General features: G+C 71.1%; 23 protein-coding genes. 7 read left to right on the top strand and 16 right to left on the bottom strand.

All coding sequences use genetic code 11. The features are described from left to right. Nucleotides 1-53: 53 nt before the first annotated feature. A complete protein-coding gene (locus tag ACZ60Q_RS09710) occupies nucleotides 54-860 on the top strand; it encodes an SGNH/GDSL hydrolase family protein (RefSeq protein ID WP_469630821.1) in 807 nt (268 codons plus the stop codon). Nucleotides 861-975: 115 nt separating this feature from the next. Here the strand turns inward: ACZ60Q_RS09710 and ACZ60Q_RS09705 are convergent, their stop codons facing one another. Both ACZ60Q_RS09705 and ACZ60Q_RS09700 read right to left on the bottom strand, forming a co-directional pair. Further along, nucleotides 976-1,368 (bottom strand): nuclear transport factor 2 family protein, encoded by a 393-nt coding sequence (locus tag ACZ60Q_RS09705; protein ID WP_469631309.1) that lies wholly within the window; start codon nucleotides 1,366-1,368, stop codon nucleotides 976-978. Between the two features lie 201 nt (nucleotides 1,369-1,569). Further along, entirely contained in the window at nucleotides 1,570-2,409 is an 840-nt protein-coding gene (locus tag ACZ60Q_RS09700; RefSeq protein WP_469630818.1) for a class I SAM-dependent methyltransferase, read from the bottom strand. Nucleotides 2,410-2,841: 432 nt separating this feature from the next. On the opposite strand from ACZ60Q_RS09700, the gene ACZ60Q_RS09695 reads away from it, so the two are divergent. After that, nucleotides 2,842-4,683: a S9 family peptidase gene (locus tag ACZ60Q_RS09695; RefSeq protein ID WP_469630816.1), complete on the top strand. Its 1,842-nt coding sequence runs from the start codon at nucleotides 2,842-2,844 to the stop codon at nucleotides 4,681-4,683. Nucleotides 4,684-4,734: 51 nt separating this feature from the next. After that, the gene (locus tag ACZ60Q_RS09690; protein WP_469630814.1) at nucleotides 4,735-5,628 is read left to right on the top strand and encodes an SURF1 family protein; all 894 of its coding nucleotides are present in this window, start codon (nucleotides 4,735-4,737) and stop codon (nucleotides 5,626-5,628) included. On the opposite strand, the gene ACZ60Q_RS09685 is transcribed toward ACZ60Q_RS09690, so the two are convergent. The 9 genes from ACZ60Q_RS09685 to ACZ60Q_RS09645 form a co-directional block, all read right to left on the bottom strand. Beyond that, nucleotides 5,598-7,100: a hypothetical protein gene (locus ACZ60Q_RS09685; protein ID WP_469630811.1), complete on the bottom strand. Its 1,503-nt coding sequence runs from the start codon at nucleotides 7,098-7,100 to the stop codon at nucleotides 5,598-5,600. The two genes, ACZ60Q_RS09690 and ACZ60Q_RS09685, sit on opposite strands and share 31 nt — an antisense overlap. Further along, nucleotides 7,097-7,759, bottom strand: a complete 663-nt coding sequence (locus ACZ60Q_RS09680) for a SigE family RNA polymerase sigma factor (protein ID WP_469630808.1) — start codon at nucleotides 7,757-7,759, stop codon at nucleotides 7,097-7,099. The genes ACZ60Q_RS09685 and ACZ60Q_RS09680 overlap by 4 nt, the downstream gene beginning before the upstream one ends. 272 nt (nucleotides 7,760-8,031) lie before the next feature. Next, complete coding sequence (locus tag ACZ60Q_RS09675; RefSeq protein ID WP_469630805.1) at nucleotides 8,032-9,105, bottom strand: aspartate-semialdehyde dehydrogenase; 1,074 nt, start codon at nucleotides 9,103-9,105, stop codon at nucleotides 8,032-8,034. Continuing rightward, entirely contained in the window at nucleotides 9,102-10,373 is a 1,272-nt protein-coding gene (locus tag ACZ60Q_RS09670) for an aspartate kinase (RefSeq protein WP_469630801.1), read from the bottom strand. The genes ACZ60Q_RS09675 and ACZ60Q_RS09670 overlap by 4 nt, the downstream gene beginning before the upstream one ends. A 240-nt stretch (nucleotides 10,374-10,613) precedes the next feature. Further along, nucleotides 10,614-11,192, bottom strand: a complete 579-nt coding sequence (locus ACZ60Q_RS09665; RefSeq protein WP_469630798.1) for a Uma2 family endonuclease — start codon at nucleotides 11,190-11,192, stop codon at nucleotides 10,614-10,616. Between the two features lie 50 nt (nucleotides 11,193-11,242). Further along, nucleotides 11,243-12,235, bottom strand: coding sequence for a hypothetical protein (locus ACZ60Q_RS09660; protein WP_469630795.1), 993 nt, complete (start codon nucleotides 12,233-12,235; stop codon nucleotides 11,243-11,245). A gap of 332 nt (nucleotides 12,236-12,567) precedes the next feature. Beyond that, nucleotides 12,568-13,005 carry a hypothetical protein gene (locus ACZ60Q_RS09655; protein ID WP_469630793.1) on the bottom strand — a complete coding sequence of 146 codons (438 nt, stop codon included), beginning with the start codon at nucleotides 13,003-13,005 and terminating at the stop codon, nucleotides 12,568-12,570. A 5-nt stretch (nucleotides 13,006-13,010) separates the two neighbouring features. Then, nucleotides 13,011-13,418, bottom strand: a complete 408-nt coding sequence (locus tag ACZ60Q_RS09650; RefSeq protein ID WP_469630790.1) for a hypothetical protein — start codon at nucleotides 13,416-13,418, stop codon at nucleotides 13,011-13,013. After that, complete coding sequence (locus tag ACZ60Q_RS09645) at nucleotides 13,415-13,675, bottom strand: hypothetical protein (protein WP_469630787.1); 261 nt, start codon at nucleotides 13,673-13,675, stop codon at nucleotides 13,415-13,417. The genes ACZ60Q_RS09650 and ACZ60Q_RS09645 overlap by 4 nt, the downstream gene beginning before the upstream one ends. A 104-nt stretch (nucleotides 13,676-13,779) precedes the next feature. On the opposite strand from ACZ60Q_RS09645, the gene ACZ60Q_RS09640 reads away from it, so the two are divergent. The 3 genes from ACZ60Q_RS09640 to ACZ60Q_RS09630 all read left to right on the top strand — a co-directional run bounded on the left by ACZ60Q_RS09640 (nucleotide 13,780) and on the right by ACZ60Q_RS09630 (nucleotide 16,037). After that, the gene (locus tag ACZ60Q_RS09640; protein WP_469630784.1) at nucleotides 13,780-14,610 is read left to right on the top strand and encodes a helix-turn-helix domain-containing protein; all 831 of its coding nucleotides are present in this window, start codon (nucleotides 13,780-13,782) and stop codon (nucleotides 14,608-14,610) included. Beyond that, nucleotides 14,607-14,816, top strand: coding sequence for a DUF397 domain-containing protein (locus ACZ60Q_RS09635; protein WP_469630782.1), 210 nt, complete (start codon nucleotides 14,607-14,609; stop codon nucleotides 14,814-14,816). Before ACZ60Q_RS09640 ends, ACZ60Q_RS09635 begins: the two co-directional genes overlap by 4 nt. A gap of 378 nt (nucleotides 14,817-15,194) precedes the next feature. Next, nucleotides 15,195-16,037: an SDR family oxidoreductase gene (locus tag ACZ60Q_RS09630; protein WP_469630779.1), complete on the top strand. Its 843-nt coding sequence runs from the start codon at nucleotides 15,195-15,197 to the stop codon at nucleotides 16,035-16,037. 34 nt (nucleotides 16,038-16,071) lie between these two features. On the opposite strand, the gene ACZ60Q_RS09625 is transcribed toward ACZ60Q_RS09630, so the two are convergent. From ACZ60Q_RS09625 to ACZ60Q_RS09615, 3 genes are all read right to left on the bottom strand, one after another. Further along, a complete protein-coding gene (locus tag ACZ60Q_RS09625) occupies nucleotides 16,072-16,731 on the bottom strand; it encodes a DUF5063 domain-containing protein (RefSeq protein ID WP_469630776.1) in 660 nt (219 codons plus the stop codon). An 83-nt stretch (nucleotides 16,732-16,814) separates the two neighbouring features. Beyond that, nucleotides 16,815-17,414, bottom strand: coding sequence for a recombination mediator RecR (gene recR, locus ACZ60Q_RS09620; protein ID WP_469630773.1), 600 nt, complete (start codon nucleotides 17,412-17,414; stop codon nucleotides 16,815-16,817). Nucleotides 17,415-17,562: 148 nt separating this feature from the next. Beyond that, nucleotides 17,563-17,907 carry a YbaB/EbfC family nucleoid-associated protein gene (locus tag ACZ60Q_RS09615; protein WP_469631306.1) on the bottom strand — a complete coding sequence of 115 codons (345 nt, stop codon included), beginning with the start codon at nucleotides 17,905-17,907 and terminating at the stop codon, nucleotides 17,563-17,565. A gap of 366 nt (nucleotides 17,908-18,273) precedes the next feature. On the opposite strand from ACZ60Q_RS09615, the gene ACZ60Q_RS09610 reads away from it, so the two are divergent. Further along, complete coding sequence (locus ACZ60Q_RS09610; RefSeq protein WP_469630770.1) at nucleotides 18,274-19,074, top strand: SLATT domain-containing protein; 801 nt, start codon at nucleotides 18,274-18,276, stop codon at nucleotides 19,072-19,074. 220 nt (nucleotides 19,075-19,294) lie between these two features. Here ACZ60Q_RS09610 and ACZ60Q_RS09605 read toward each other — a convergent pair whose 3' ends face one another. Further along, a complete protein-coding gene (locus tag ACZ60Q_RS09605) occupies nucleotides 19,295-19,945 on the bottom strand; it encodes a hypothetical protein (protein ID WP_469630768.1) in 651 nt (216 codons plus the stop codon). A gap of 60 nt (nucleotides 19,946-20,005) precedes the next feature. Next, on the bottom strand, nucleotides 20,006-20,734 hold the full coding sequence (locus ACZ60Q_RS09600) for a GntR family transcriptional regulator (protein ID WP_469630765.1): 729 nt from the start codon (nucleotides 20,732-20,734) through the stop codon (nucleotides 20,006-20,008). Nucleotides 20,735-20,790: the final 56 nt, after the last annotated feature.

Below are 20,790 nucleotides of genomic sequence, written 5' to 3'. Positions count from 1 at the left end.
GCTCGTCCCCGCATCCCCTCATCCCCCCCCCACTCCTCGAAGGGCTGGCAGCCATGTCAGTACGGAGAATCCGCGCATCCGTCGTCACGCTCGCGCTCGCCGCCGTCGCCGCTCTCGGCGTCGCGGGACCGGCTTCCGCAACCGACTCGGCCGCCGCGGGCGGCTATGCCGCGCTCGGCGACTCCTACTCCTCAGGTGTCGGCGCCGGAAGCTATCTTCCCGACAGCGGCGACTGCCGACGCAGCACCAACGCCTACCCGTATCTGTGGCAGGCGGCGAACTCCCCCGCCTCGTTCGACTTCGTCGCCTGTTCGGGAGCGACCACCTCGTCCGTGGCCAGCGGTCAGCTCGGGGTGCTCAACGCGTCCACCTCGTTGGTCAGCGTCACCGCCGGAGGCAATGACGTCGGGTTCGCCGACGTCATGCAGGACTGTGTGCTGTCGAGCGAGGCCACCTGCCTCAACAGCGTGAACAACGCCATCTCGCAGATGAACAGCTCCCTTCCCGGCAGCCTCGATTCGCTCTACGACAGCATCCGGGCCCGCGCCCCGCAGGCCGAGGTCGTGGTCCTCGGCTACCCCCGCTTCTACCGGCTGTCCGGCAGCTGCATCGCCGGGCTCACCGAGGCAGAACGGTCCGCGATCAACAACGCGTCGGACGTACTGAACGACGTCCTGGCCAAGCGGTCCGCCGACGCCGGGTTCACCTTCTCCAGCGTGGTGGACGAATTCACCGGACACGAACTGTGCTCCGGCGACCCCTGGCTCCACAGCGTCACCGTCCCGATCTACAACTCGTACCACCCCAAGGCCGCCGGGCAGTCGGGCGGCTATCTGCCCGCCTTCCGCTCGGCGGTGTAGCCCGGTGGTGTAGCTGCGTGGTGTAGCTGCGTGGTGTGGCTGCGTAGTGGTGACTCCGCGGCGCAGGTCCGCTTGCGGAACGGCGGTTCACCGGGCGACCGGTGGGCCGCCGTGCTCAGTAGCGCTCGACCAGGTGCTCGCGGCCGGCCGGCGGTTCGTACGACTCGGGCCAGAAGTCCGTCACCCCGGTGATCAGCCCCTTCTCGTCGAACGTGAAGAAGTGGATGGCGTCCATCTCCTCCGGCTGTTCCCCCGGCTGATCTCCCGTCACGGTGAAACCGGTCCGCGCGGCGGCCTGCCGGCCCTCCGCGTCGACGACTATCCGCTCGACCCGGACGTGCCAGTCGCCCGGATACTCCTGGTTGAACCGGAGATACCGCTCCTTGCCGAGGATCCGCTCCCGCGTCTGCGGCAGGTCGTACACCACGCCCTCGGCGAGGATCGCCCCGAACGCACTCCAGTCGCGCGCCTCGGCCGCCGACCAGTACGCCTCGACCGCACCGCGCAGCGCGGCCGTCGTCGTCCCGCGCGTGGCGCCGGGAGCCGTATCGGGTGTGGTGCTGGAAGCCGCCCCCGGCGTGGTGCCAAAAGCCGTACCGGACGTGGCTCCGCCCGCCGTTCCGCCTGTCGTGTCGGTCATGGAAACGAGTGTGTACCCCGCCACTGACAATCGGCCGGAGAAGCCCCGCGGAGCGGCACCGGCCCGCGGTTATCCCTGATGCTCCGCGGGGCGCGACGCCTTGATCGAGTACATCAGCGGAATTCTCGGCCGGCTCGCCGGGAAGCGGTAGTGGCCGTCCTCGTGGCGCTCCAGCACGCCGAACCGCTGGACGAGCGTGGAATCGTGCTCGTGGAGGAACTCGATCCGCAGGCCGGCCGCGGCGAGCGCCGTCACCACCCGGCCCACCGGGTGCTGCCATTCGACGCTGCGGTTGTGCACGGTCGGCGCGTCGAGGTCGGCGTACGTGCCCGGCGTCTCCTCCACCCAGGCGTCGCGGCTGAAGTAGTCGTCGGTGACGACCGAACCGGTCTCGTCCATCGAGTCGGTCAGCGGATGGAACTCCGCGAGGTAGAGGAATCCGCCGGGCGCGACCAGCGAGGCGGCGGTCTCGGCCCAGCGGTCGAGGTCGGGCAGCCAGCCCAGCGCGCCGATGCCCGTGTAGACGATGTCGTACGCGGAGTCGGGGACGGCGGCCGGCGCGTCGTACACGTCGGCGGCGACGAACGAGGCCCGGTCCGGGCCCAGTTCCAGCGATTCGGCCAGGCCCCGGGCGGCCTCGACGGCGGGCTCGGAGAAGTCGAGGCCCACGACCTGTGCGGCGCCGCGCCGCGCCCAGGAGAGGGTGTCCAGGCCGAAATGGCACTGGAGGTGCAACAGGGTCTTCCCGGTGACGTCGCCGACCTCGGCCAGCTCGAAGGCGCGCAGCACCTCCTTGCCCGCCAGGAACGCGTCCAGCTCGTAGAAGTCGCTCGCCATGTGGAGCGGCACGCGTTCGTCCCAGCGCGCGCGGTTGGCGTCGTGCCAGTCGTCAGGGGTCGGGGAGTACATGTCCGGAAAGCTACCCATGGGGTGGGAGTGGTGCGAGTGGTTATTCGGTGCTCTCCAGGCCCATGAGGACGGAGTACGCGGACTCGGCCCGCCGGCCCGGAGCGGCGTCGGGCCGTGCCTGGTCCAGGAAGCTCCGGGTCGCCCCGTGGCGGAGGACAGGGACCAGTAAAATCGGAATGACTTGTTCGTCTCCCTGTCGCGCGCGGACAAGCCCTTCAAGCCCTTCAGGCCCTTCAGTGAATTCGGTCGGAGTCGATTGCGCGGGCGTCCGAACGGACCACTTCAGCCTTTCCTTCTCGTGCCTCCGCTTTCCTTTCGGTCCGGGCTTGCGCCCCGATAGGGAATTCGGGCGGCCGAACGCGACTTCACGTCGGCGTCACGTCTTCGGAATCCCGTTACGGGCCCGGCCCCCGGATCGGGTTGGATGGGGGTATGACGACTGATGCAGCAGCTGTGCCCGACTGGGAGATGCGGTTCCGGGCGCCTCGCGTCTCCCTGCCCGACTGGGCCGAGGACGCCCCCGACCGGTCGCTGTTCGTCTCCAACGCCACCGGGACCTACGAGCTGTACGCGTGGGACCGGGCGAGCGGGCGGCAGCGCCAGGTCACGGACCGGCCGAACGGTACGACGGACGGCGTGCTGACACCGGACGGCGAAGCCGTCTGGTGGTTCAGCGACACCGACGGCGACGAGTTCGGGGTGTGGATGCGCCAGCCGTTCGGCGGCGGGGAGGACGAGCCGGCCGCCCCGGGCCTCGCACCCTCCTATCCGGCGGGCCTGGCCATCGGGCGGGACGGCTCGGCGGTGATCGGCCGCTCGACCGACGAGGACGGCACGACGATCCACCTGGTGCGGACGCCGGGCGGCGAGCCGGTGGAGATCTACCGGCACCGGGAGTCAGCGGGGGTCGGGGACCTCTCCCACGACGGGACCCTGATCGCGCTGGAGCACACCGAGCACGGCGACGCGATGCACTCCGCGCTGCGTGTGGTGCGCCCCGACGGCTCCACGGTGGCCGAGCTGGACGACACCGAGGGCGGCACGAAGGAACTGGGGCTCGCCGTACTGGGCTTCGCCCCGGTGGCCGGCGACACCCGGCTCCTCGTCGGGCACCAGCGCCGGGGCCGCTGGGAGCCGATGATCTGGGACCCGGTCGCGGGCACGGAGACGGCGCTGCCGGTCGACCTGCCGGGCGATGTGGGGGCCGAGTGGTATCCGGACGGTTCCGCGCTGCTCATCGAGCACGGCTTCGAGGCCCGCAGCGAGCTGTGGCGGTACGAGCCGGGGGCTCCGGAGCCCGTGCGCGTGGACACCCCCACCGGCACGGTGTCGGGTGCCACGGCCCGCCCGGACGGCACGGTGGAGTACCTGTGGTCCTCGGCCGCGCAGCCGCCCGTGGTGCGGTCGACGAGCGGTGCGGTGGTGCTGGACCCGCCGGGCGCGAAGGCCCCGCCGTCGGTGCCCGTCCAGGACGCCTGGGTGGAGGGGCCGGGCGGCCGTATCCACGCCCTCGTGCAGCGGCCCGCCACCGGCGACGGCCCCTTCCCCACGGTCTTCGAGATCCACGGCGGGCCGACCTGGCACGACAGCGACGCCTTCGCCTCCGGCCCGGCCGCCTGGGTGGACCACGGTTTCGCGGTCGTGCGGGTCAACTACCGGGGATCCACCGGCTACGGCCGCGCCTGGACGGACGCGCTGAAGCACCGGGTCGGCCTGATCGAGCTGGAGGACATCGCGGCCGTGCGGGACTGGTCGGTGGCGTCCGGGCTCGCGGACCCGGAGCGCATGGTCCTGGCGGGCGGATCCTGGGGCGGCTATCTGACCCTGCTCGGGCTCGGCACCCAGCCCGGCTCCTGGGCGCTGGGGCTGGCCGCGGTGCCGGTCGCGGACTACGTCACGGCGTACCACGACGAGATGGAGGCCCTGAAGGCGCTGGACCGCACCCTGCTGGGCGGCACGCCGGAGGAGGTCCCCGAGCGCTTCGAGGCCTCGTCCCCGCTGACGTACGTCGACGCGGTGCGCGCGCCCCTCTACATCTCGGCGGGCGTCAACGATCCACGCTGCCCCATCCGTCAGGTGGAGAACTACGTGGACCGGCTGGCGGCGCGCGGCGCGGTCCACGAGGTGTACCGGTACGACGCCGGGCACGGCTCGCTGGTGGTGGAGGAGCGGATCAAGCAGGTGCGGCTGGAGTTGGAGTTCGCCCTCAACCACCTGGGAGGAGGCGTCGCCGCCGCCGCCCGGGGCCCCGAGGCGGGCGTAAAGGCCGAATAAATCACGGACCCCGCCCCGGGAGCCCGGGGCGGGGAACCGTACCTTTGAGGGGTGTACCGGTTCCTGCTGACCCCGCGATGGTGGGGAATCAACCTCTTCGTCGTGCTGGCCATCCCGTTCTGCGTGTTCATGGGCACCTGGCAGCTCGGCCGCTTCGAGGACCGCGTGCAGTCGCACGAACAGGCGGAGAAGCAGCCCGACCCCAGTACCCGGGCCGCGAAACCCCTGGACGAGCTGCTGCCCGTCGACAAGGTGACGTCCGGCCGCCCGGCCGTCGCCACCGGCACGTACGCCGACCAGTTCCTGGTGCCCGGCCGCGAGCTGGAGGACCGTCAGGGCTTCTACGTCCTGAACATGCTGCGTACGGACAGCGGCAAGGCCCTGCCGGTGGTACGGGGCTGGCTGCCCGGTTCCGCGGCCGGCGCCCGGGTGCCGGCCGCGCCGGAGGGCGAGGTCACGGTGACCGGCGACCTCCAGGCCTCCGAGAACACCCACAGCGACGGCGTCGACGTCCGGGGCGGGCTGCCCGGGGGCCAGATCGGCATGATCAGCGCCGCGACCCTGGTGAACCTCGTGCCGTACGACGTGTACGACGCCTGGGTGACGCTTCCCGAGGCCGAGGCGGGAGGTACGGGCGGTGCGATGAAGCCCGTGCCCGCGGCGGCCCCCGAGGGCAGCGGCCTCGATCTGAAGGCGTTCCAGAACCTGGGGTACACCGGCGAGTGGTTCGTCTTCGCCGGCTTCGTGCTCTTCATGTGGTTCCGGCTGGTGCGCCGCGAGGCCGAGGCCGTGCGCGACATCGCGCTCGGCCTCGTCCCGGAGGACCCGTCGTCCCCGGCCGCGGCTCCGGAGAACCCGTCGGCCCGGGAGAACCCGTCGGCCCAGGCGGCCCCGGAGGACCCGTCCTCGCCGGACTACGACGTGGCGAGCACGCCCGTACGGTAGATCGTGCCCGAGCAGGCGTTGGGGATCTTCGTCTCCGCGGTGGGCGCTCCCGTCTCCGGGGTGAGCGTCACGGCGACACTGCCCTCCGCGGCGCTCCCGCCGTCCTCGCGCAGCGCCTGTGTGTCGACACCGGAGGGCTGATCGCTGCCCCCGTCGCCGACCGATCCTCCCGCCCCGTCCGCCGACGGGGTGGGGCTCGGTGAGGGGGCCACGGTCGGACAGGTGTCGGTCGGCACCCAGGCGAACCGCACCTCGTACGCCATGGCCGGCTTCAGCAGCACGGTGCCCGGCTCCTGCGCGGGGTCGGGCAGCCCGGGGGCGGCGTCACCCGCGGCGTGCTGGACCACGCCGATCTTGAGCGGGTCGGCCGCGCCCATGGCGGTGAAGCCCACCGTGCCGTTGTTGCTGACCGTACATTCCGTGCCGGACACGTTGGCGATCCTGAAGCTGCCGTAGACCGTGCCGTCGGCTCCCGGTGCGTCGGTACCCGCGGACGCGACGCCGAGCTGGCCCGGGTCGCAGACCGGCAGGGAGGCGAAATCCACGCTCGCGGGGTCGGTCTCCTCGCCCGTCACCGCACCGTCGGGGTCACGGCCCCCGCCCTGGGTGGGGCTGGGGTCCGGGTCGGCCTCGCCCGCGCTGCCCTCGCTCTCCCGCTCGGTGGGCTCCGCGCTCCGCCGGCCGGGCGCCTCGGGGCCGCTCTCGTCCCCGTTGCCGCCCTGGGCCTGCTCGCCGTGTCCGGCGATGGCGGGGCGGGCGCCGGAGGGGCCGTCCGAGGTCGCGACATGGACGAAGGCGGGGACGGCGGTGCCGATCAGCAGGGCCGCCGCGGCCACGCCGACGATGGCCTGCCGTCGCCTGGCCCGGCGGGCGGGGACGGCACGGTGGAGGTGGTCGAGGGTCCCCTCGGAGGGGGCCAGCTCCCGCACCGCTCCGTGCAGCATGTGGCGCAGGGCCGCCGCGTCCAGCTCATCAAAGGCGGGGGCGCCCCGGTCGCGGGCGAAGAGGTCGGTCAGCGTGCCGACGAGGTCGTCGTCCGGCGCCCCGGAGGCCTCACCGGAGCCGGAGCCGCCGGCGGCAACGGCAGCAGAACCGGAAGCAGTGCCGGCGCCCGCCGTGATCTCCGTATCCGACGTAGCCGATGCAGCCGACGTAGCCGATGCAGCCGATGCAGCCGATGTATCCGCCGCACCCGCCTTATCCGCCGCATCCGCCGCATCCGCCGCGGCCTCCGCATCCGCCGCGGCCTCCGCCTTCACCGGGTTCCGCTCGTCGGGGTCCTCGGCGGCCTCGTTGTCCACCCGCGCGGGTGACGTCGGTTCCGGGGGCTCGCCCGGCTCGGGCCCCGCGCTCCCGCCGTGCGGGCGGTCCGGATCGGTGTGCGGATTCTTCTCCGGCCCGTGGTTCACAATTCCGTTTCCCGTCGGGTCGTTCTCGTGCCTGTGCTCGTCGCGCTGCTCGGACCCGCTCATGCCTGAGCCTCCATCACGACACGCAGCGCCGCGATACCCCGGGACCCGTACGCCTTGACCGAGCCCAGCGAGACACCCAGTGTCTCGGCGACCTGGGCCTCCGTCATGTCCGCGAAGTAGCGCAGCACCAGCACCTCGCGCTGGCGTCGCTGCAACCCCTTCATGGCCTTGATCAGCGCGTCCCGCTCCAACTGGTCGTAGGCGCCCTCCTCCGCGCTCGCCATGTCCGGCATCGGCTTGGAGAGCAGCTTCAGCCCGAGGATGCGGCGGCGCAGCGCGGAACGCGAGAGGTTGACCACGGTCTGCCGGAGATACGCGAGGGTCTTCTCCGGTTCGCGCACCCGGTTCCGCGCGGAGTGCACGCGGATGAACGCCTCCTGCACCACGTCCTCGCAGGACGCGGTGTCGTCCAGCAGCAGGGCCGCGAGGCCGAGCAGGGACCGGTAATGGGCGCGATAGGTCTCGGTGAGATGGTCGACCGTGGTTCCCGCTGCCACCGTCTCTTCAGCATCCCCGCGCTGCGCGGGCAACTGTGCCGGGCGCGCGGCGGGCATGGGCGCGATCACCGGCATACCACCGGGCGCACGGGGCCGCCGGAGCTGACGCACCGACGCGCCTCGCAACGGACCCACCACTGTGATGTCGAGAACCTCTGCCACGCCTGTTGGACACGCTGCCCCCCGTCAGGGTTGTACGCGTACGGCGCCACGTTCGACGCTGTGCGACATGCCCTCATACGTACCTGCTCTTCCCCAAATGCCCCGTCATAGCGTCTGGTCACGCAAGAAGTGACCGCATAGACGCAGCCCGGCCGAGGTGCGGTTGCAGATGGCCGGGAGTTCATCGTCGGATACGACAACGTCCCAGCTCAAGAGGTCCGGACCAGCAAACTACTCATAGGGCGTTCACAGATCCTACAAAACAGGTTCGATCATGCCCGGGGAAATTCGGCGGCGACCGATTCGGCGATCTGCGCCACGTTCAAAGCCGCACCTTTTCGGAGATTGTCACCGCAAAGGAACATTTCCAGGGCATGCGGGTCGTCCATCGAACGCCGGACGCGGCCCACCCAGGTGGGGTCGGTGCCCACCACATCGGACGGAGTGGGGAAATCTCCGGACGCCGGGCTGTCGAAGAGGACCACGCCGGGGGCGGTCGCCAGGATCTCGTGCGCCTTGTCGACGGCGACCTCGTTCTCGAAGCGGGCGTGGACGGACATCGAGTGCGTGGCGACCACGGGGACGTACACACAGGTCGCGGTGGTCTTCAGGTCCGGCAGGCCCAGCACCTTGCGGCACTCCTCGCGGATGGCGATCTCCTCGGAGGACCACCCGTCCCCGGCGTCCGTACCGGCCCAGGGCACGACGTTCAGGGCGACGGGTGCGGCGAACGGGCTCCCCGTCGCCGCCGTGCTGTCCCCCAGGGCCCGGCGTACGTCCCCGGGCCGGGTGCCCAGCTCCGTGCCGGCCACCAGTGCCAGTTGCTCACGCAGGGCGGCGACGCCGTCCCGGCCGGCACCGCTGACCGCCTGGTAGGAGGAGACGATCAGCTCGCGCAGTCCGAACTCGGCGTGCAGCGCGCCGATCGCGACGATCAGCGACAGCGTGGTGCAGTTCGGGGACGCGACGATGCCGCGCGGCCGGAGCCGGGCGGCATGGGAGTTGATCTCGGGGACGACCAGCGGCACGTCGTCGTCGAGGCGGAAGGCCGCCGAGTCGTCGATGACGACGACGCCCTTGGCGGCGGCGATCGGGGCCCAGCGGGCGGACACCTCGTCCGGCACCAGGAAGAGGGCCACGTCGATGCCGTCGAACACGTCCTCGGTGAGTGCGAGGACCTCGCTCTCCTCACCGCGCACGACCAGCTTGCGGCCGGCCGAGCGCGGTGAGGCGACGAGTCTGACCTCGCCCCAGACGTCCGCGTGCTGCGAGAGGATCCGGAGCATGACACCGCCGATCACCCCGGTCGCGCCGACGACCGCGAGCGAAGGGCGGTGTCCGGTCATCGGCCGGTGCCTCCGTAGACGACGGCCTCGTCGGAGTCGCTGTCGAGACCGAAGGCGGAGTGCACCGCGCGCACCGCCTCGTTGACGTCGTCGGCGCGGGTGACCACCGAGATGCGAATCTCGGATGTCGAGATCAGCTCGATGTTCACGCCCGCATCGGACAGCGCCTCGAAGAATCCGGCCGTGACGCCCGGGTTGGTCTTCATGCCGGCGCCGACCAGGGAGATCTTCGCGATCTGGTCGTCGTAGCGGAGCGAGTCGAAACCGATGATGCTCCTGGCCCGCTCCAGGGCGTCGATGGCCTTGCGGCCCTCGGCCTTGGGCAGGGTGAAGGAGATGTCCGTCAGGCCGGTCGTCGCGGCGGAGACGTTCTGCACCACCATGTCGATGTTGACCTCGGCGTTCGCGATGGCGCGGAAGATCGCGGCCGCCTCGCCGGGCTTGTCCGGGACGCCGACGACGGTGACCTTGGCCTCCGAGACGTCATGGGCGACTCCGGAGATGATCGCGTGCTCCACCTGCTGGTCCCCTTGCGGCTCGTTGCTGACCCAGGTGCCGCGCAGTCCGGAGAAGGACGAGCGGACGTGGATCGGGATGTTGTAACGGCGTGCGTACTCGACGCAGCGGTGCAGCAGCACCTTGGAACCGGAGGCGGCCAGCTCCAGCATGTCCTCGAAGGAGATCCAGTCGATCTTCTTCGCCTTCTTCACGACCCTGGGGTCCGCGGTGAAGACGCCGTCGACGTCGGTGTAGATCTCACAGACCTCGGCGTCCAGCGCGGCGGCCAGCGCCACGGCGGTCGTGTCCGACCCGCCGCGGCCGAGGGTCGTGATGTTCTTGCCCTCCTGGCTCACGCCCTGGAACCCGGCGACGATGGCGATGTTGCCCTCGTCGATCGAGGTCCGGATGCGGCCCGGCGTGACGTCGATGATGCGCGCTTTGTTGTGGACCGAGTCGGTGATGACACCGGCCTGGCTGCCCGTGAACGACTGGGCCTCGTGGCCCAGGTTTTTGATCGCCATCGCCAGCAGGGCCATGGAGATCCGCTCGCCGGCGGTCAGCAGCATGTCGAATTCACGGCCGGTAGGCATCGGAGACACCTGCTCGGCGAGGTCTATCAACTCGTCCGTCGTGTCGCCCATCGCGGACACCACGACAACCACCTGGTTGCCGTTCTTCTTGGCGTCGACGACTCGCTTGGCGACCCGCTTGATGCCCTCGGCATCGGCTACGGAGGAGCCTCCGTACTTCTGCACGACAAGGCCCACGTGCGCTCCTCGCTCAGTCATTACTGCGGTCGGCTCAGTTTAACGAGCGGCCCGGAATAGACCCGCTCATATCGGATGATGAGATGTCCCGCTCACCAACCGGTACGGCGTGTCGCCCCGAACCGCTCGTACGGGGCTGTTGCCCACACAGCCCGGGAGCACTCCCGTTTGTGTCTCAGCCCACACGATCGGGCGCGTCTCAGCCCACACGATCGGGCGCGGGCGGGCGAGCCGGGGCGGTCAGTCGGCGTACTCCTTGAGCTTCTCGGTGTCGAGCGTGAAGCCGACCGGCCCGGGCAGCTCGACGACCGCACCGAAAGGCCGGGTGGTGGCGGAGCGGTACGTGCCCTTCTCCGGCTCGGTGAAGACGGTGACCGAGCACGCCTCACGGTCCACGAGGAGGTACACGGGAATGCCCGCCGCCGCGTAACCGTCGGGCTTCTCGCCCCGGTCCCGCCGGTTGGTGTCGGCGTCGCGGGAGGTGACCTCCACGGTCATCAGTACGCCGGTGGGGGCCGCCCACTCCCCCGCCCCGGCGAAGTGCTCGTCGGGCGCGAGGACGCCGTCGGGGCGGGCCCGGCCCTTGCGGTACGTCTCGATCGCGAGGCCCTGGTCGGGGAAGAGAGACAGTTCCGGGCGCCGCCGCATGCACTGCCTCAGCAGCCACATGACGATCGCACCGTGGTTCCCGTCGGGCACGGGCTTGACCTGGACCTTTCCGTTGATGAACTCCAGTCGCACCAGTTCGGGCGCTCGGCGGGCGAGTTCCTCGAACTCCTCGACACTCATCTGGGGCTGGGCGGTGGTCCTGGGGGTCATGGCGTCGCCTCCTCGCCTCCATGGTGCCCCGACCGGGATCTCCCGCACGCTCATCGGCGCGACCGCGGGGCCGGAAGGACCGGGCGGAGGGTGGCCGAGCGGAGTTCGGCCATGCGGGCGGCGACGTCGACCTCGGCGCGCGGCCGGGCCAGGAAGGTGTCCGGTACGTCGCCGGTCAGGCCCATCGCCTCGTCGCGGGCGATCTCAGCGCGGCAGTCGCGGCAGACGCCGTGGTCCAGCGTGGTCGTCGTCTCGTCCTCGTCGCAGAACAGGCACATCATCACCATGGCCACGATCTGCTCGCCCTGGTGGTCCTTCTCCGGCCGGGGGGCGGGGCTCGGCGGCATCTTGGTCTCCAGTCGCTTACGAAGGAAGTGCCCGGCGGAGTGCACGGGCGTCGGCAGTCCTGCGGTCAGGACGCGGGTGAGCTGTTCGCGGCCGACGCCGCGTGCCAGCCACTCCCCGACCAGGTGTTCCAGCTCCACGCACTCGCCGTCCGACAGCTGGAGCCGGGGCTCACGGCCGCCGAGCCCGGCCAGGACGGCGTACGCCTCCGAGCGCGGCGCCCGGACACCGGGCTCGGGTCCGGTGTCGGCCGCCGGCGCACCGGTGGCAGCGGGAGCAGGGGGCTGGCCCGGCGCGTCCATGCCCCGGACGAACCGCACATGGGCGGCCCACCAGTCGGCGTCGCGGGCGGTCCGGGAGAAGTACGTACGCGTCACCCAGCGCATCTGGCCGTCGGGCAGGGTGACCTGGACCCTGACGCGGCGCAGGTGACCGGACCGGGTCAGCAGGTCGAGCGCGCTACGGCACGCCTGCTGCCCGTAGTCCGGCAGCTCCTCGGCGAGCACCTTGTAGCCGATCGCCGCGCCTTCGGGGAGCCGGTCGACGTACCCGGCGATGGCCGCCTCGCGCGGCTCCAGAGAGGCGAAGTCGTCGGCCCGGGGCGGGTCCTGGTCGGGGGCGTGACGCTTTCCGTACCCGGCTTTCGCCATGGGGTGGGCGGGAGCGCGCAGGGCGGCACTAAGGTTGGCAATAGCCACGGGGATCGAGCCTTTCTGGCAGGCCATCTCTTACGGTCAGACCCCGGTCGGTGTTGGTAGCACCACCGGGGTTGTCCGTTTTACGGATAGTGGGTTGCTGATCGTGAACCTAGAGCGTGCGTACGCTCCGGCGCAACCCGGTCACCAAACGTCACCTCTGGTCGAATTCGCGCAGCTCGCAGTGCAGTTCGGAACCTGGTCAGGGAGGGAGGGTGGGTGGGTTGAACCCAACCACCCATTCCTACAGAGAGAGCTCGAAGCCCGGGGCTCGCGACTCGGGGCTTGAGCCTCGGGCGGACCTGCGGATTTACGCCCGGGCGGGACACATGGCCTCAGGGCGTCCTCCCGCTGCCTCCGTCGCGGTCCCGCCGTACGTCCTCCCGGATCCGTTCCGCCATCAGATCGGCGAGCGGATCCGTCACGTCCCAGGAGTGCGCGACCGGATGCCGGTCGTACAGCACACAGGCGTCCCTCTCCTTGACGGACAGCCGGTGGATGACGGCCGGGCACGGCAGCAGTTCCGTGAACCGGAACTTCCGGCACTCATCGGCCTCGGTCCAGAACATCCACAGATCCCGCCCGGCCCGGGCCGAAGCCGACCAGAGCTGGGCCGCGTGCTCGGTCGCCCCGCCGTGCTCGCCGAGTTCACAGAGCAGGAACTCGTCCAGATCGGGCGCTTCCGACGCCGCGCCCGGCCCGCCCGGCAAGCCCATCAGCGCGACGCGCGCGCCCATCTCGGGAAGTTCGGTGAAGGCGGTGCACTGCAACATGGCGCTCATCCTTGCCAGTGAGGGGTGAGGGAAGCGGGGGAAGGGGAGAGGGGACGCATGACGAGCCCGTACCAGGACGCGGCGTCCCGGGCGACGAACTCGTACGGCAGCCCGCCCGCGAGCCGCCCCAGCGCGTAGTCGTGCTCGCGCAAGCTGTCGGCCCAGGAACGGAGTTCGGCCGGCGCGTCGCGCGAGCCCACCGCGCCGACCGGGTACAGCGCACGGGCCGGAGCCCAGGGGGCGTACGGATCCGGGTCGAGCGCGTCCGCGAGGCGCCGGGCCTGCCTCCGCAGCCAGCTCAGGGCCAGCCGCCGCGTCGGGGCGAGGATCCCGCCGAGCCGGACGGACCGCGCCGCGTCGCCACCGTGGCTCTCCGCGACGTACCAAGTGCACTGCCGAAGCGCGGCGTTCACAGAACCTCACCCCGGCTGCGGGCATTGAGCCGCGCGGTCCTGGCCCGGAGCTGCTCCATGAGGAGCGCGGGCCGGACCCGGCACGGCTCGGCCTCCCACTCGGCCCCGCCACCCACGGGCCGCAGCGACCAGTAGGGGCCCGCGACCCCACGGAACTCCCCCACACGGTCACCACGAGCGGTGTCCACCATGAGCGTGCCAAGGGCCGGGAGGCCGGGGGGTTCTTGCGCATTCGGACAGACGTTCTCGCCGTACACCGATCGCTCCTCTCTGTAGTCATTTGACTACCGGGGCGATTCAGCGTGACCTACGGTCGACGTGTCTTCAACTTACGTAAACTGGCGAGCAAGTTAGGTGTCGCATGGTGAACCGCAAGGAACTGGATCCCGAGCGTTCGGCAAATGCCGCGTTCGGAGCGCTTCTCCGCAGCTTGCGGGACGAGCGCGGCTGGACGCAGGACGAACTGGCCACACGCATGGAGTGCTCCGGGGCGCACATTTCCGCCGTGGAAACCGGCCGACGGTCTCCAACTGACGCCTTCGCGGCAAAAGCTGACAGAGCGCTGGGCTCAGGCGACCGCCTACAGCGTCAGAGCCGGGCCGTCAGGTACACGGCACTGCTGGAGGGATTTCCCCAGTACGTGAAGCACGAGGAGCGCGCGGCGGAGATCAGGCTGTACGAAGTCGGCGTGATCCCGGGCCTGCTCCAGACCCCGGAGTACGCGGCGACGCTGGAGGCGGACGCCGTACGCCGGGGAGCCATCACCCAGGAACAGGCCGACGAACGAGTGTCGTTGGTGGCGCAGCGGCAGACCGCGCTCGTACGCACACCGACTCCCTTGATGTTCGCGGTCCTGGACGAGGGGTGCCTTCTCCGGCCGATGGGCGGTCCGGCGGTCATGGCGGCGCAGTTCGACCGCCTGCTCGAATTCGCTGAGCAACCGAACACCGTGCTCCAGATCGCCCCGTTCCAGATGGGGGAGCGTCGGCCGTTCAGCCTGCCGGTCAGCATCCTGACGCTGCCCGACCGCTCGCTGATGTCGTACGCCGAGTCCGCCCAGCACGGGCACCTGGAACGCAACAACACACTCGTCGTCCCCATGTTGACGGCCTACCATCAACTACAGGCAGAGGCGCTGTCGCAAGCGGCTTCCGTAGCCATGATCAAAAAGTTACGAAAGGGCATCCTGTGAAGACCGAAACCCCCCGCTGGTTCACGTCCTCGTACAGCGGCAACGGCGGCCAGTGCGTCGAGGTCGCCACCAACCTCGCCACCCCGCACGGCATCGTCCCCGTCCGCGACTCCAAGAACACGAGCGGCCCGGTCCTCGACATCCCCGCCACCGCGTTCACCACGTTCGTCACGGGCGTCCGAGCCGGAGACTTCGGCGCCGCCTGAACCAACCGAGCAACAGGCCCACCACGTACGCGCGGTGGAGCTTCGCCATGCGCGTACGTTGTATGGGGGCTTGGGACACCTCACGCCTCCGTTCAGGCGAGAGCCTGACGAGGACGGGCGGGCGTCGGTAGGACCGGCAGTGGGTCAGAAACTGGCTGCCGGGAGCGGCCATCGCTTCCAGGAAGTAGTTGATGTCATGGGGGATCTCCTCGTGGGATGCGGCCGTTGCGCCGGCCGTTCACCGGAAGCCTCGGCCCTCAGGTGCGGTTGAGGTCAAGTGGCGGGCATCCCGCCCAACTGGCTTGATCTCAAGACGGGTTGAGGTTCTAGCGTTCCCGGCGTCGAACAGTCGGCGGCCGGACAGAGGAGCGCTCAGCGATGATTTTGGTGACCGGTGCGACCGGGAACATCGGCAGGGAACTGCTGCGACAGCTGTACGTGGACGGGCGCGGGAGCGGTGTCCGGGCGCTGACCCGCGACGCACCACGGGCCCGGCCGGTGGTACCCGACGGGGTCGAGGTGGCGGAGGGCGACCTGGGGCGGGCCGGGTCGCTGAAGTCCGCACTGGACGGCGTGCGTTCGCTGTTCCTGATCTCGGGCGTCGGCGACGACGCCGGGGTGCTGGACGCTGCCCGGGAGGCGGGGGTGGAGCACGTGGTGCTGGTCTCCTCCATCACCGTCATGACCCATCCGCACCTCGGCCCGGCGCGGGCGAACCTCGCCGTAGAACGCCGGTTGCGGGAGAGCGGGATGGCGTGGACCGTCCTGCGGCCGACGCAGCTCGCCTCCAACACCCTTTGGTGGGCGGAGTCCGTGCGCGACGCGTCCGTGGTGCGCGTGCCGTACGCGGACGTCGGGCTGCCGACCGTCCACCCCGCCGACATCGCCTCGGTGGCCCGTGCGGCGCTGACCGGGCCGGGTCACCGGGGGCTGACGTACCCGCTCACCGGGCCGAAGCGGATCAGCCCGCGGCGGCAGGCCGGTGAGCTGGGGCGGGTGCTGGGCCGGGAGGTGACCTGCGTCGGGATCACGCGGGAGGAGGCGTACCCGCCGATGGCCGCGATGATGGGGGCCGAGGTCGCGGACAGTGTCCTCGACCTGATGGGCGGCGACGTCAACGACGCGCTGCTGGCCGTGCGCGACACCGTGGCCCGGGTCACCGGGGCGCCCGCCCGCCCCTACCGCAGCTGGGCCGAGGGGAACGCCGACGCGTTCCGGTGACCATCCGCGCGTTCCGGTGGCCCGCCGGCTCCGGCTACTTCACCGGGCGCAGGCCCAGCGGCGCCGCGATCTCCTGGAGCATCACGCGGCCCGCCTCCTCGGCGAGGTCCTCCTCGCCCGGGTCCTGGTCCGTGTCCAGGCCGTCCAGTTCCTCCAGGGGCTGGCCGAGGCGGATATGGGCGACCAGGGACTGGAGGGCACGCAGGGTGGCGGAGGCGGTGGAGCCCCAGTTGGAGAAGTACGAGAACTGCCACCACCACAGCGCCTCGGCGGTGCGCCCGGCCTCGTAGTGCGCGAGGCCGTGGCCGAGGTCGGTGACCAGGTCGGCCAGGTCGTCGGAGATCCGGTGCGGGACCGGGGCCTTGCGGGGCTCGTACGGGTCGAAGACCTCGGAGTAGACGTCGATCGGCTCCAGCAGCACCGCGAACCGCTCGCGCAGGCCGTCCGCGTCCGGCTCGGGACCGAGGTCCGGTTCGTACCGCTCGTCGGGCAGGACGTCCTCGTACGCGCCGAGGCGACCGCCCGCGAGCAGGAGCTGCGAGACCTGGAGGAGCAGGACCGGGACGGCCTCTTCCGGCTCGTCGACCTTGGACACCTCGGTGACCGCGACGATGAACGTCTTGATCTGGTCCGCGATCTGGACGGCGAAGTCGCCCGGGTCCTGCGTGACGGAGTTCAGCGTGGCGTCAGACATCGAGGGGACCTCCCGTGGGCACGGTCACAGACGGTGAAGCGGACGGCAGTACGTGAAGGGGCCGGGGGCGCACGGCGGTGGCGTCAGACATCCAGCAGCCGCCTCCCCTCGAAGGCGCGTCCCAGGGTGACCTCGTCGGCGTACTCCAGGTCGCCGCCGACGGGCAGGCCGCTGGCCAGCCGGGTCACTCTGAGACCTATCGGCTTGACCATCCGCGCCAGGTACGTCGCGGTGGCCTCGCCCTCCAGATTGGGGTCGGTCGCGAGGATCAGCTCCGTGATGGAGCCGTCCGCGAGCCGCGCCAGCAACTCGCGGATGCGCAGGTCGTCCGGGCCGACGCCCTCGATGGGGCTGATCGCCCCGCCCAGGACGTGGTAGCGGCCACGGAACTCACGCGTCCGCTCGATCGCCACGACGTCCTTGGGCTCCTCGACCACACAGATGACGCTCCGGTCGCGGCGCGCGTCCCGGCAGATCCCGCACTGCTCCTGCTGCGCGACATTGCCGCACACCTCGCAGAACCGGACCTTGTCCTTGACCTCCAGGAGGGAGTGCGCGAGCCGTCGTACGTCCGTGGGCTCGGCCTGCAGGATGTGGAAGGCGATCCGCTGCGCGCTCTTGGGACCGACGCCGGGCAGCCTGCCCAGTTCGTCGATGAGGTCCTGAACAACGCCTTCGTACAACGGAACGCCTTTCTTTGCTTCCTGCTCCGTACCGTAGTGGGTACGGGTCGGTACCTGTAGGCCCGTGAATCTGCCGGGTGACCGCTCCGGCCGGAACAGTCCGGTCAGTCCGGTCAGTCCGGTCGGACCGGTCCGACCGGAGGTCCGGTCAGAACGGCAGGCCGGGGATGCCGGACCCGCCGCCCAGGCCCTGCGCCAGCGGGCCGAGCTTCGCCTGCTGGAGCGCCTGAGCGTTCTCGTTGGCCGCCTGAACGGCCGCGACGACGAGGTCGGCGAGCGTCTCGGTGTCCTCCGGATCCACCGCCTTCGGGTCGATCACCAGGGCGCGGAGCTCGCCGGAGCCGGTCACGGTGGCCTTCACGAGACCGCCGCCCGCCTGTCCGTCGACCTCGGTCCTGGCCAGTTCCTCCTGGGCCTCGGCGAGATCCTGCTGCATCCTCTGGGCCTGCTGGAGCAGCTGCTGCATATCGGGCTGACCACCACCGGGAATCACGGTCACTCCTGGCATTTCGACGACAATTGTTTCGGTAAGCCGAGCCTACGTGCTCCCCGGGCACCGCGCTCCACCCACCGGGGACCAACTCTTTCGGGTGAGATCCAGGAACCGGCGTGAGTGCTCCTATACCTGACCAGCGGCCGTGTGCAGGCGGGAATCCCGCGATCTCGACCCCGCGGCCCACCATTCGGCGGTAGGAAGGGCATGCGCATCGGCACACGAACATGCATGTGCGGTGACGCAGAGTTACCCTGCGGGGACCTTCGGCCGTGCGGACCGCCCCGCCCTCTCCGGGCCGGTCGGGTCCGGTTCCGGGAAGCCCTACGCGTCCGTCCGTCCGTCAGAGTGCAGAGGAGTGCCCCGGTGAGTCAGCCGGAGATGCAGCCCGAGGGGCCGCCCCGCAAGGAGTCCGACGCGGGATCCGGTGAAAACGGAGCTGAGCATTCCGATTCCAGCCCGGCCAGGGGACGTCCCGCCGGTGGCGATCTGACCGGGCGCCCGTTCCCCCTCGGCGACTGGGGCGAGCCGGCCGAGCGGCTCGACGAGCTCTACCGCTGGGTCGAGACCGGCGCGCTGGACACCGCCGACTGGTATCTCACCGACCGGGTCCGCAAGCGCCGGGCCGCCAGGGCCCTGCGGATGGGCACCGCGGCCGGGGTGGTCGCCGGGGCCGCCCTGCCGCTGCTCGACCTGACCGGAACGCTGAGCGGCTCCGCGGGCTGGGGCTATCTGTCCCTGCTGCTGGGGGCCGCCTGCATGGCCTGCGACCGGTACTTCGGTCTCACCTCCGGGTGGATAAGGAACCTCGCCACGGCCCAGGCCGTGCAGCGGCGGCTCCAGGTGCTCCAGTTCGACTGGTCCTCGGAGTGCGTACGGGAAATGCTCGGGCCGACCGAGGGCACGGCCAGTGAGGCGGCCGAGCGGTGCCTGGGGGTGCTGCGGAGGTTCTCCGAGGACGTCACCGAGCTGGTGCGGTCGGAGACGGCGGACTGGATGGTGGAGTTCCGGGCGGGGCCCGCGCCGATGGGCATGCAGGCCCTGGCGACGGGGAGCGCCGGGGGGCGCGGCGAGTCGGGGGGGGCACCGGGCCGGTTCTCGATGCCATCGGTGGCGGCGCGGCCGAACATGCCGCGGCAGCGGCCGCCGGAGTCGCCGTCGCGGTGAGGATTCCGGGGGCCGGGGGCCGGGGGTGCGGGGTGAGGCTCCGGGTGCGCCGCCCCGGGACCCCCGGTCCTCGATCACCTGACGGGCCGAACGGCTGAATGACGGGCCGAGCAGCTGGATGGAGGACTGAACGGCTGGATGACGGGCTGAACGGCTGAATACCGGCGTCCCGGTCCGCCTGCGGAAGCGGGCGGACCGGATCCGGCGCCCGGGAGCCCGATCAGCTGAAGATGATCATCGAGCCCTGGGCCAGGCTGCGGGTCGCCGCCGCGTGGAGGCCGAGCCAGACGTGGCGTTCCCGGGCGAACGGGCTGTCGTCGTAGGGGATCGGGTCCGCCGGTTCCTCCAGGGCCGTGGGGCCGGAGGGCGGTTGCGGGGCGGCCGGCGGGTTGGCCGGGTCGATGCCGATGGACGGGGCGACGAACTCCAGCTCGCGCAGCAGCCCGTGCGCGGAGCCCAGCGGTCCGCCGCCCGCCAGGAGCGCGTCATCGGAGAGCGGGGCCGCGAAGTCCACCGGGACGTACGCCCCGGCATGGTCGTAGTGCCACACCAGATGGGACTGCTGCGCGCCCTGTTCGAACATTTCGAGGAGCTGCTCGTAGTCGCCGTCGAGACCCGCGACGGGGGTGACGGCCAGGCCGCTCAGCTGGAGCAGGTAGGCGCGGCGCAGGAAGTGCAGGGCGTCGTAGTCGAAGCCGGCCACGGGGGCGACGTCCCCGTTGAGGCCCGGCATGTAGGCGTAGACGGGGACGGGCGGCAGCCCGGCGTCGTTCAGCGCCTTGTCGTAGACGGCGATCTCTTCGGCGAACGGATTGTCGGCGCTGTGGCACAGCACATCGACGAGGGGGACCAGCCACAGGTCACAGGCCACGAAGTCTCGCTCTCCAACGGGTTCGGTCGATCGTCGGAACAGCGTAATGCGGGGCGAACCTCACGCACAGGGGCCCTGCGCCTCCGGGGACTCCGGCGGCCCGGGGGCGTCTCCTCCGGCCGCCCGCGCCTCCAGCCGGTCCGCCCAGGCGAGCGCGTGCGCGTAGTAGGAGTGCATGGCGGCGTGGACCTGCTCGTGGTCGCCCCGGGTGATGGCGTCGACCAGGTCCTCGTGACCGAACCACAGCACGTCCTCGTCCATGCCGTCGCGGCGCAGCCGGTGCACGGCGAAGACCCAGGCCTGGACGCGGAGCCGGGTGAGGAAGTCGGCGACGTACGGGTTGAGGACGAACTGCCCGAGCTCCCGCCAGAACCGCAGGTCGTACCCGATCAGCACGTCGAGGTCGCCGCCCTTCGCCGCGCGGACCGCCTCCGCGGCCCGGCGGCGGATCGGGGCGAGCCCCTCGGGCCGGACGGCGACCCGCTCGGCGGGGTTGCGGAAGAGGCCCTCGACGACGAGGGCGCGGGCCTCGGCCATCGCGCGGAAGTCGGCGACGGTGAACTCGCGCACCTGGAAGCCGCGGTGCTGGTCGGAGGCGAGGAGCCCCTGTGCGGAGAGGTCGAAGAGCGCCTCGCGGACGGGTGTCGCGGAGACCCCGTACTGCTCGGCGATCTGCTTGACGGTGAACTCCCGGCCCGGCGGAAGTCGCCCTGCCAGCACCTCGTCACGCAGCGCGTCGGCGATCTGCTGGCGCAGGGTGTTGCGCGTCACACCTCCGCTCGGACTCATACCGGCCCCCATCCGTCTGTCCCTGTACGTCCCCGTTCGCCGACCGTTTCCGGCGG

The organism is Streptomyces sp. NPDC104313 (assembly GCF_055583985.1).
The sequence above is the reverse complement of the archived record's forward strand: the minus strand, read 5'-3'. Positions and strand labels throughout refer to the sequence as shown.

Bases quoted from the DNA above. Each gene is read 5' to 3' on its own strand.
- ACZ60Q_RS09600 (WP_469630765.1), bottom strand. From the start codon at position 20,734: ATGAGTCCGAGCGGAGGTGTGACGCGCAACACCCTGCGCCAGCAGATC.
- ACZ60Q_RS09655 (WP_469630793.1), bottom strand. From the start codon at position 13,005: ATGTTGCAGTGCACCGCCTTCACCGAACTTCCCGAGATGGGCGCGCGC.
- ACZ60Q_RS09700 (WP_469630818.1), bottom strand. From the start codon at position 2,409: ATGTACTCCCCGACCCCTGACGACTGGCACGACGCCAACCGCGCGCGC.
- ACZ60Q_RS09675 (WP_469630805.1), bottom strand. From the start codon at position 9,105: ATGACCGGACACCGCCCTTCGCTCGCGGTCGTCGGCGCGACCGGGGTG.
- ACZ60Q_RS09685 (WP_469630811.1), bottom strand. From the start codon at position 7,100: ATGAGCGGGTCCGAGCAGCGCGACGAGCACAGGCACGAGAACGACCCG.
- ACZ60Q_RS09625 (WP_469630776.1), bottom strand. From the start codon at position 16,731: ATGTCTGACGCCACGCTGAACTCCGTCACGCAGGACCCGGGCGACTTC.
- ACZ60Q_RS09665 (WP_469630798.1), bottom strand. From the start codon at position 11,192: ATGACCCCCAGGACCACCGCCCAGCCCCAGATGAGTGTCGAGGAGTTC.
- ACZ60Q_RS09695 (WP_469630816.1), top strand. From the start codon at position 2,842: ATGACGACTGATGCAGCAGCTGTGCCCGACTGGGAGATGCGGTTCCGG.
- ACZ60Q_RS09630 (WP_469630779.1), top strand. From the start codon at position 15,195: ATGATTTTGGTGACCGGTGCGACCGGGAACATCGGCAGGGAACTGCTG.
- ACZ60Q_RS09640 (WP_469630784.1), top strand. From the start codon at position 13,780: ATGGTGAACCGCAAGGAACTGGATCCCGAGCGTTCGGCAAATGCCGCG.
- ACZ60Q_RS09710 (WP_469630821.1), top strand. From the start codon at position 54: ATGTCAGTACGGAGAATCCGCGCATCCGTCGTCACGCTCGCGCTCGCC.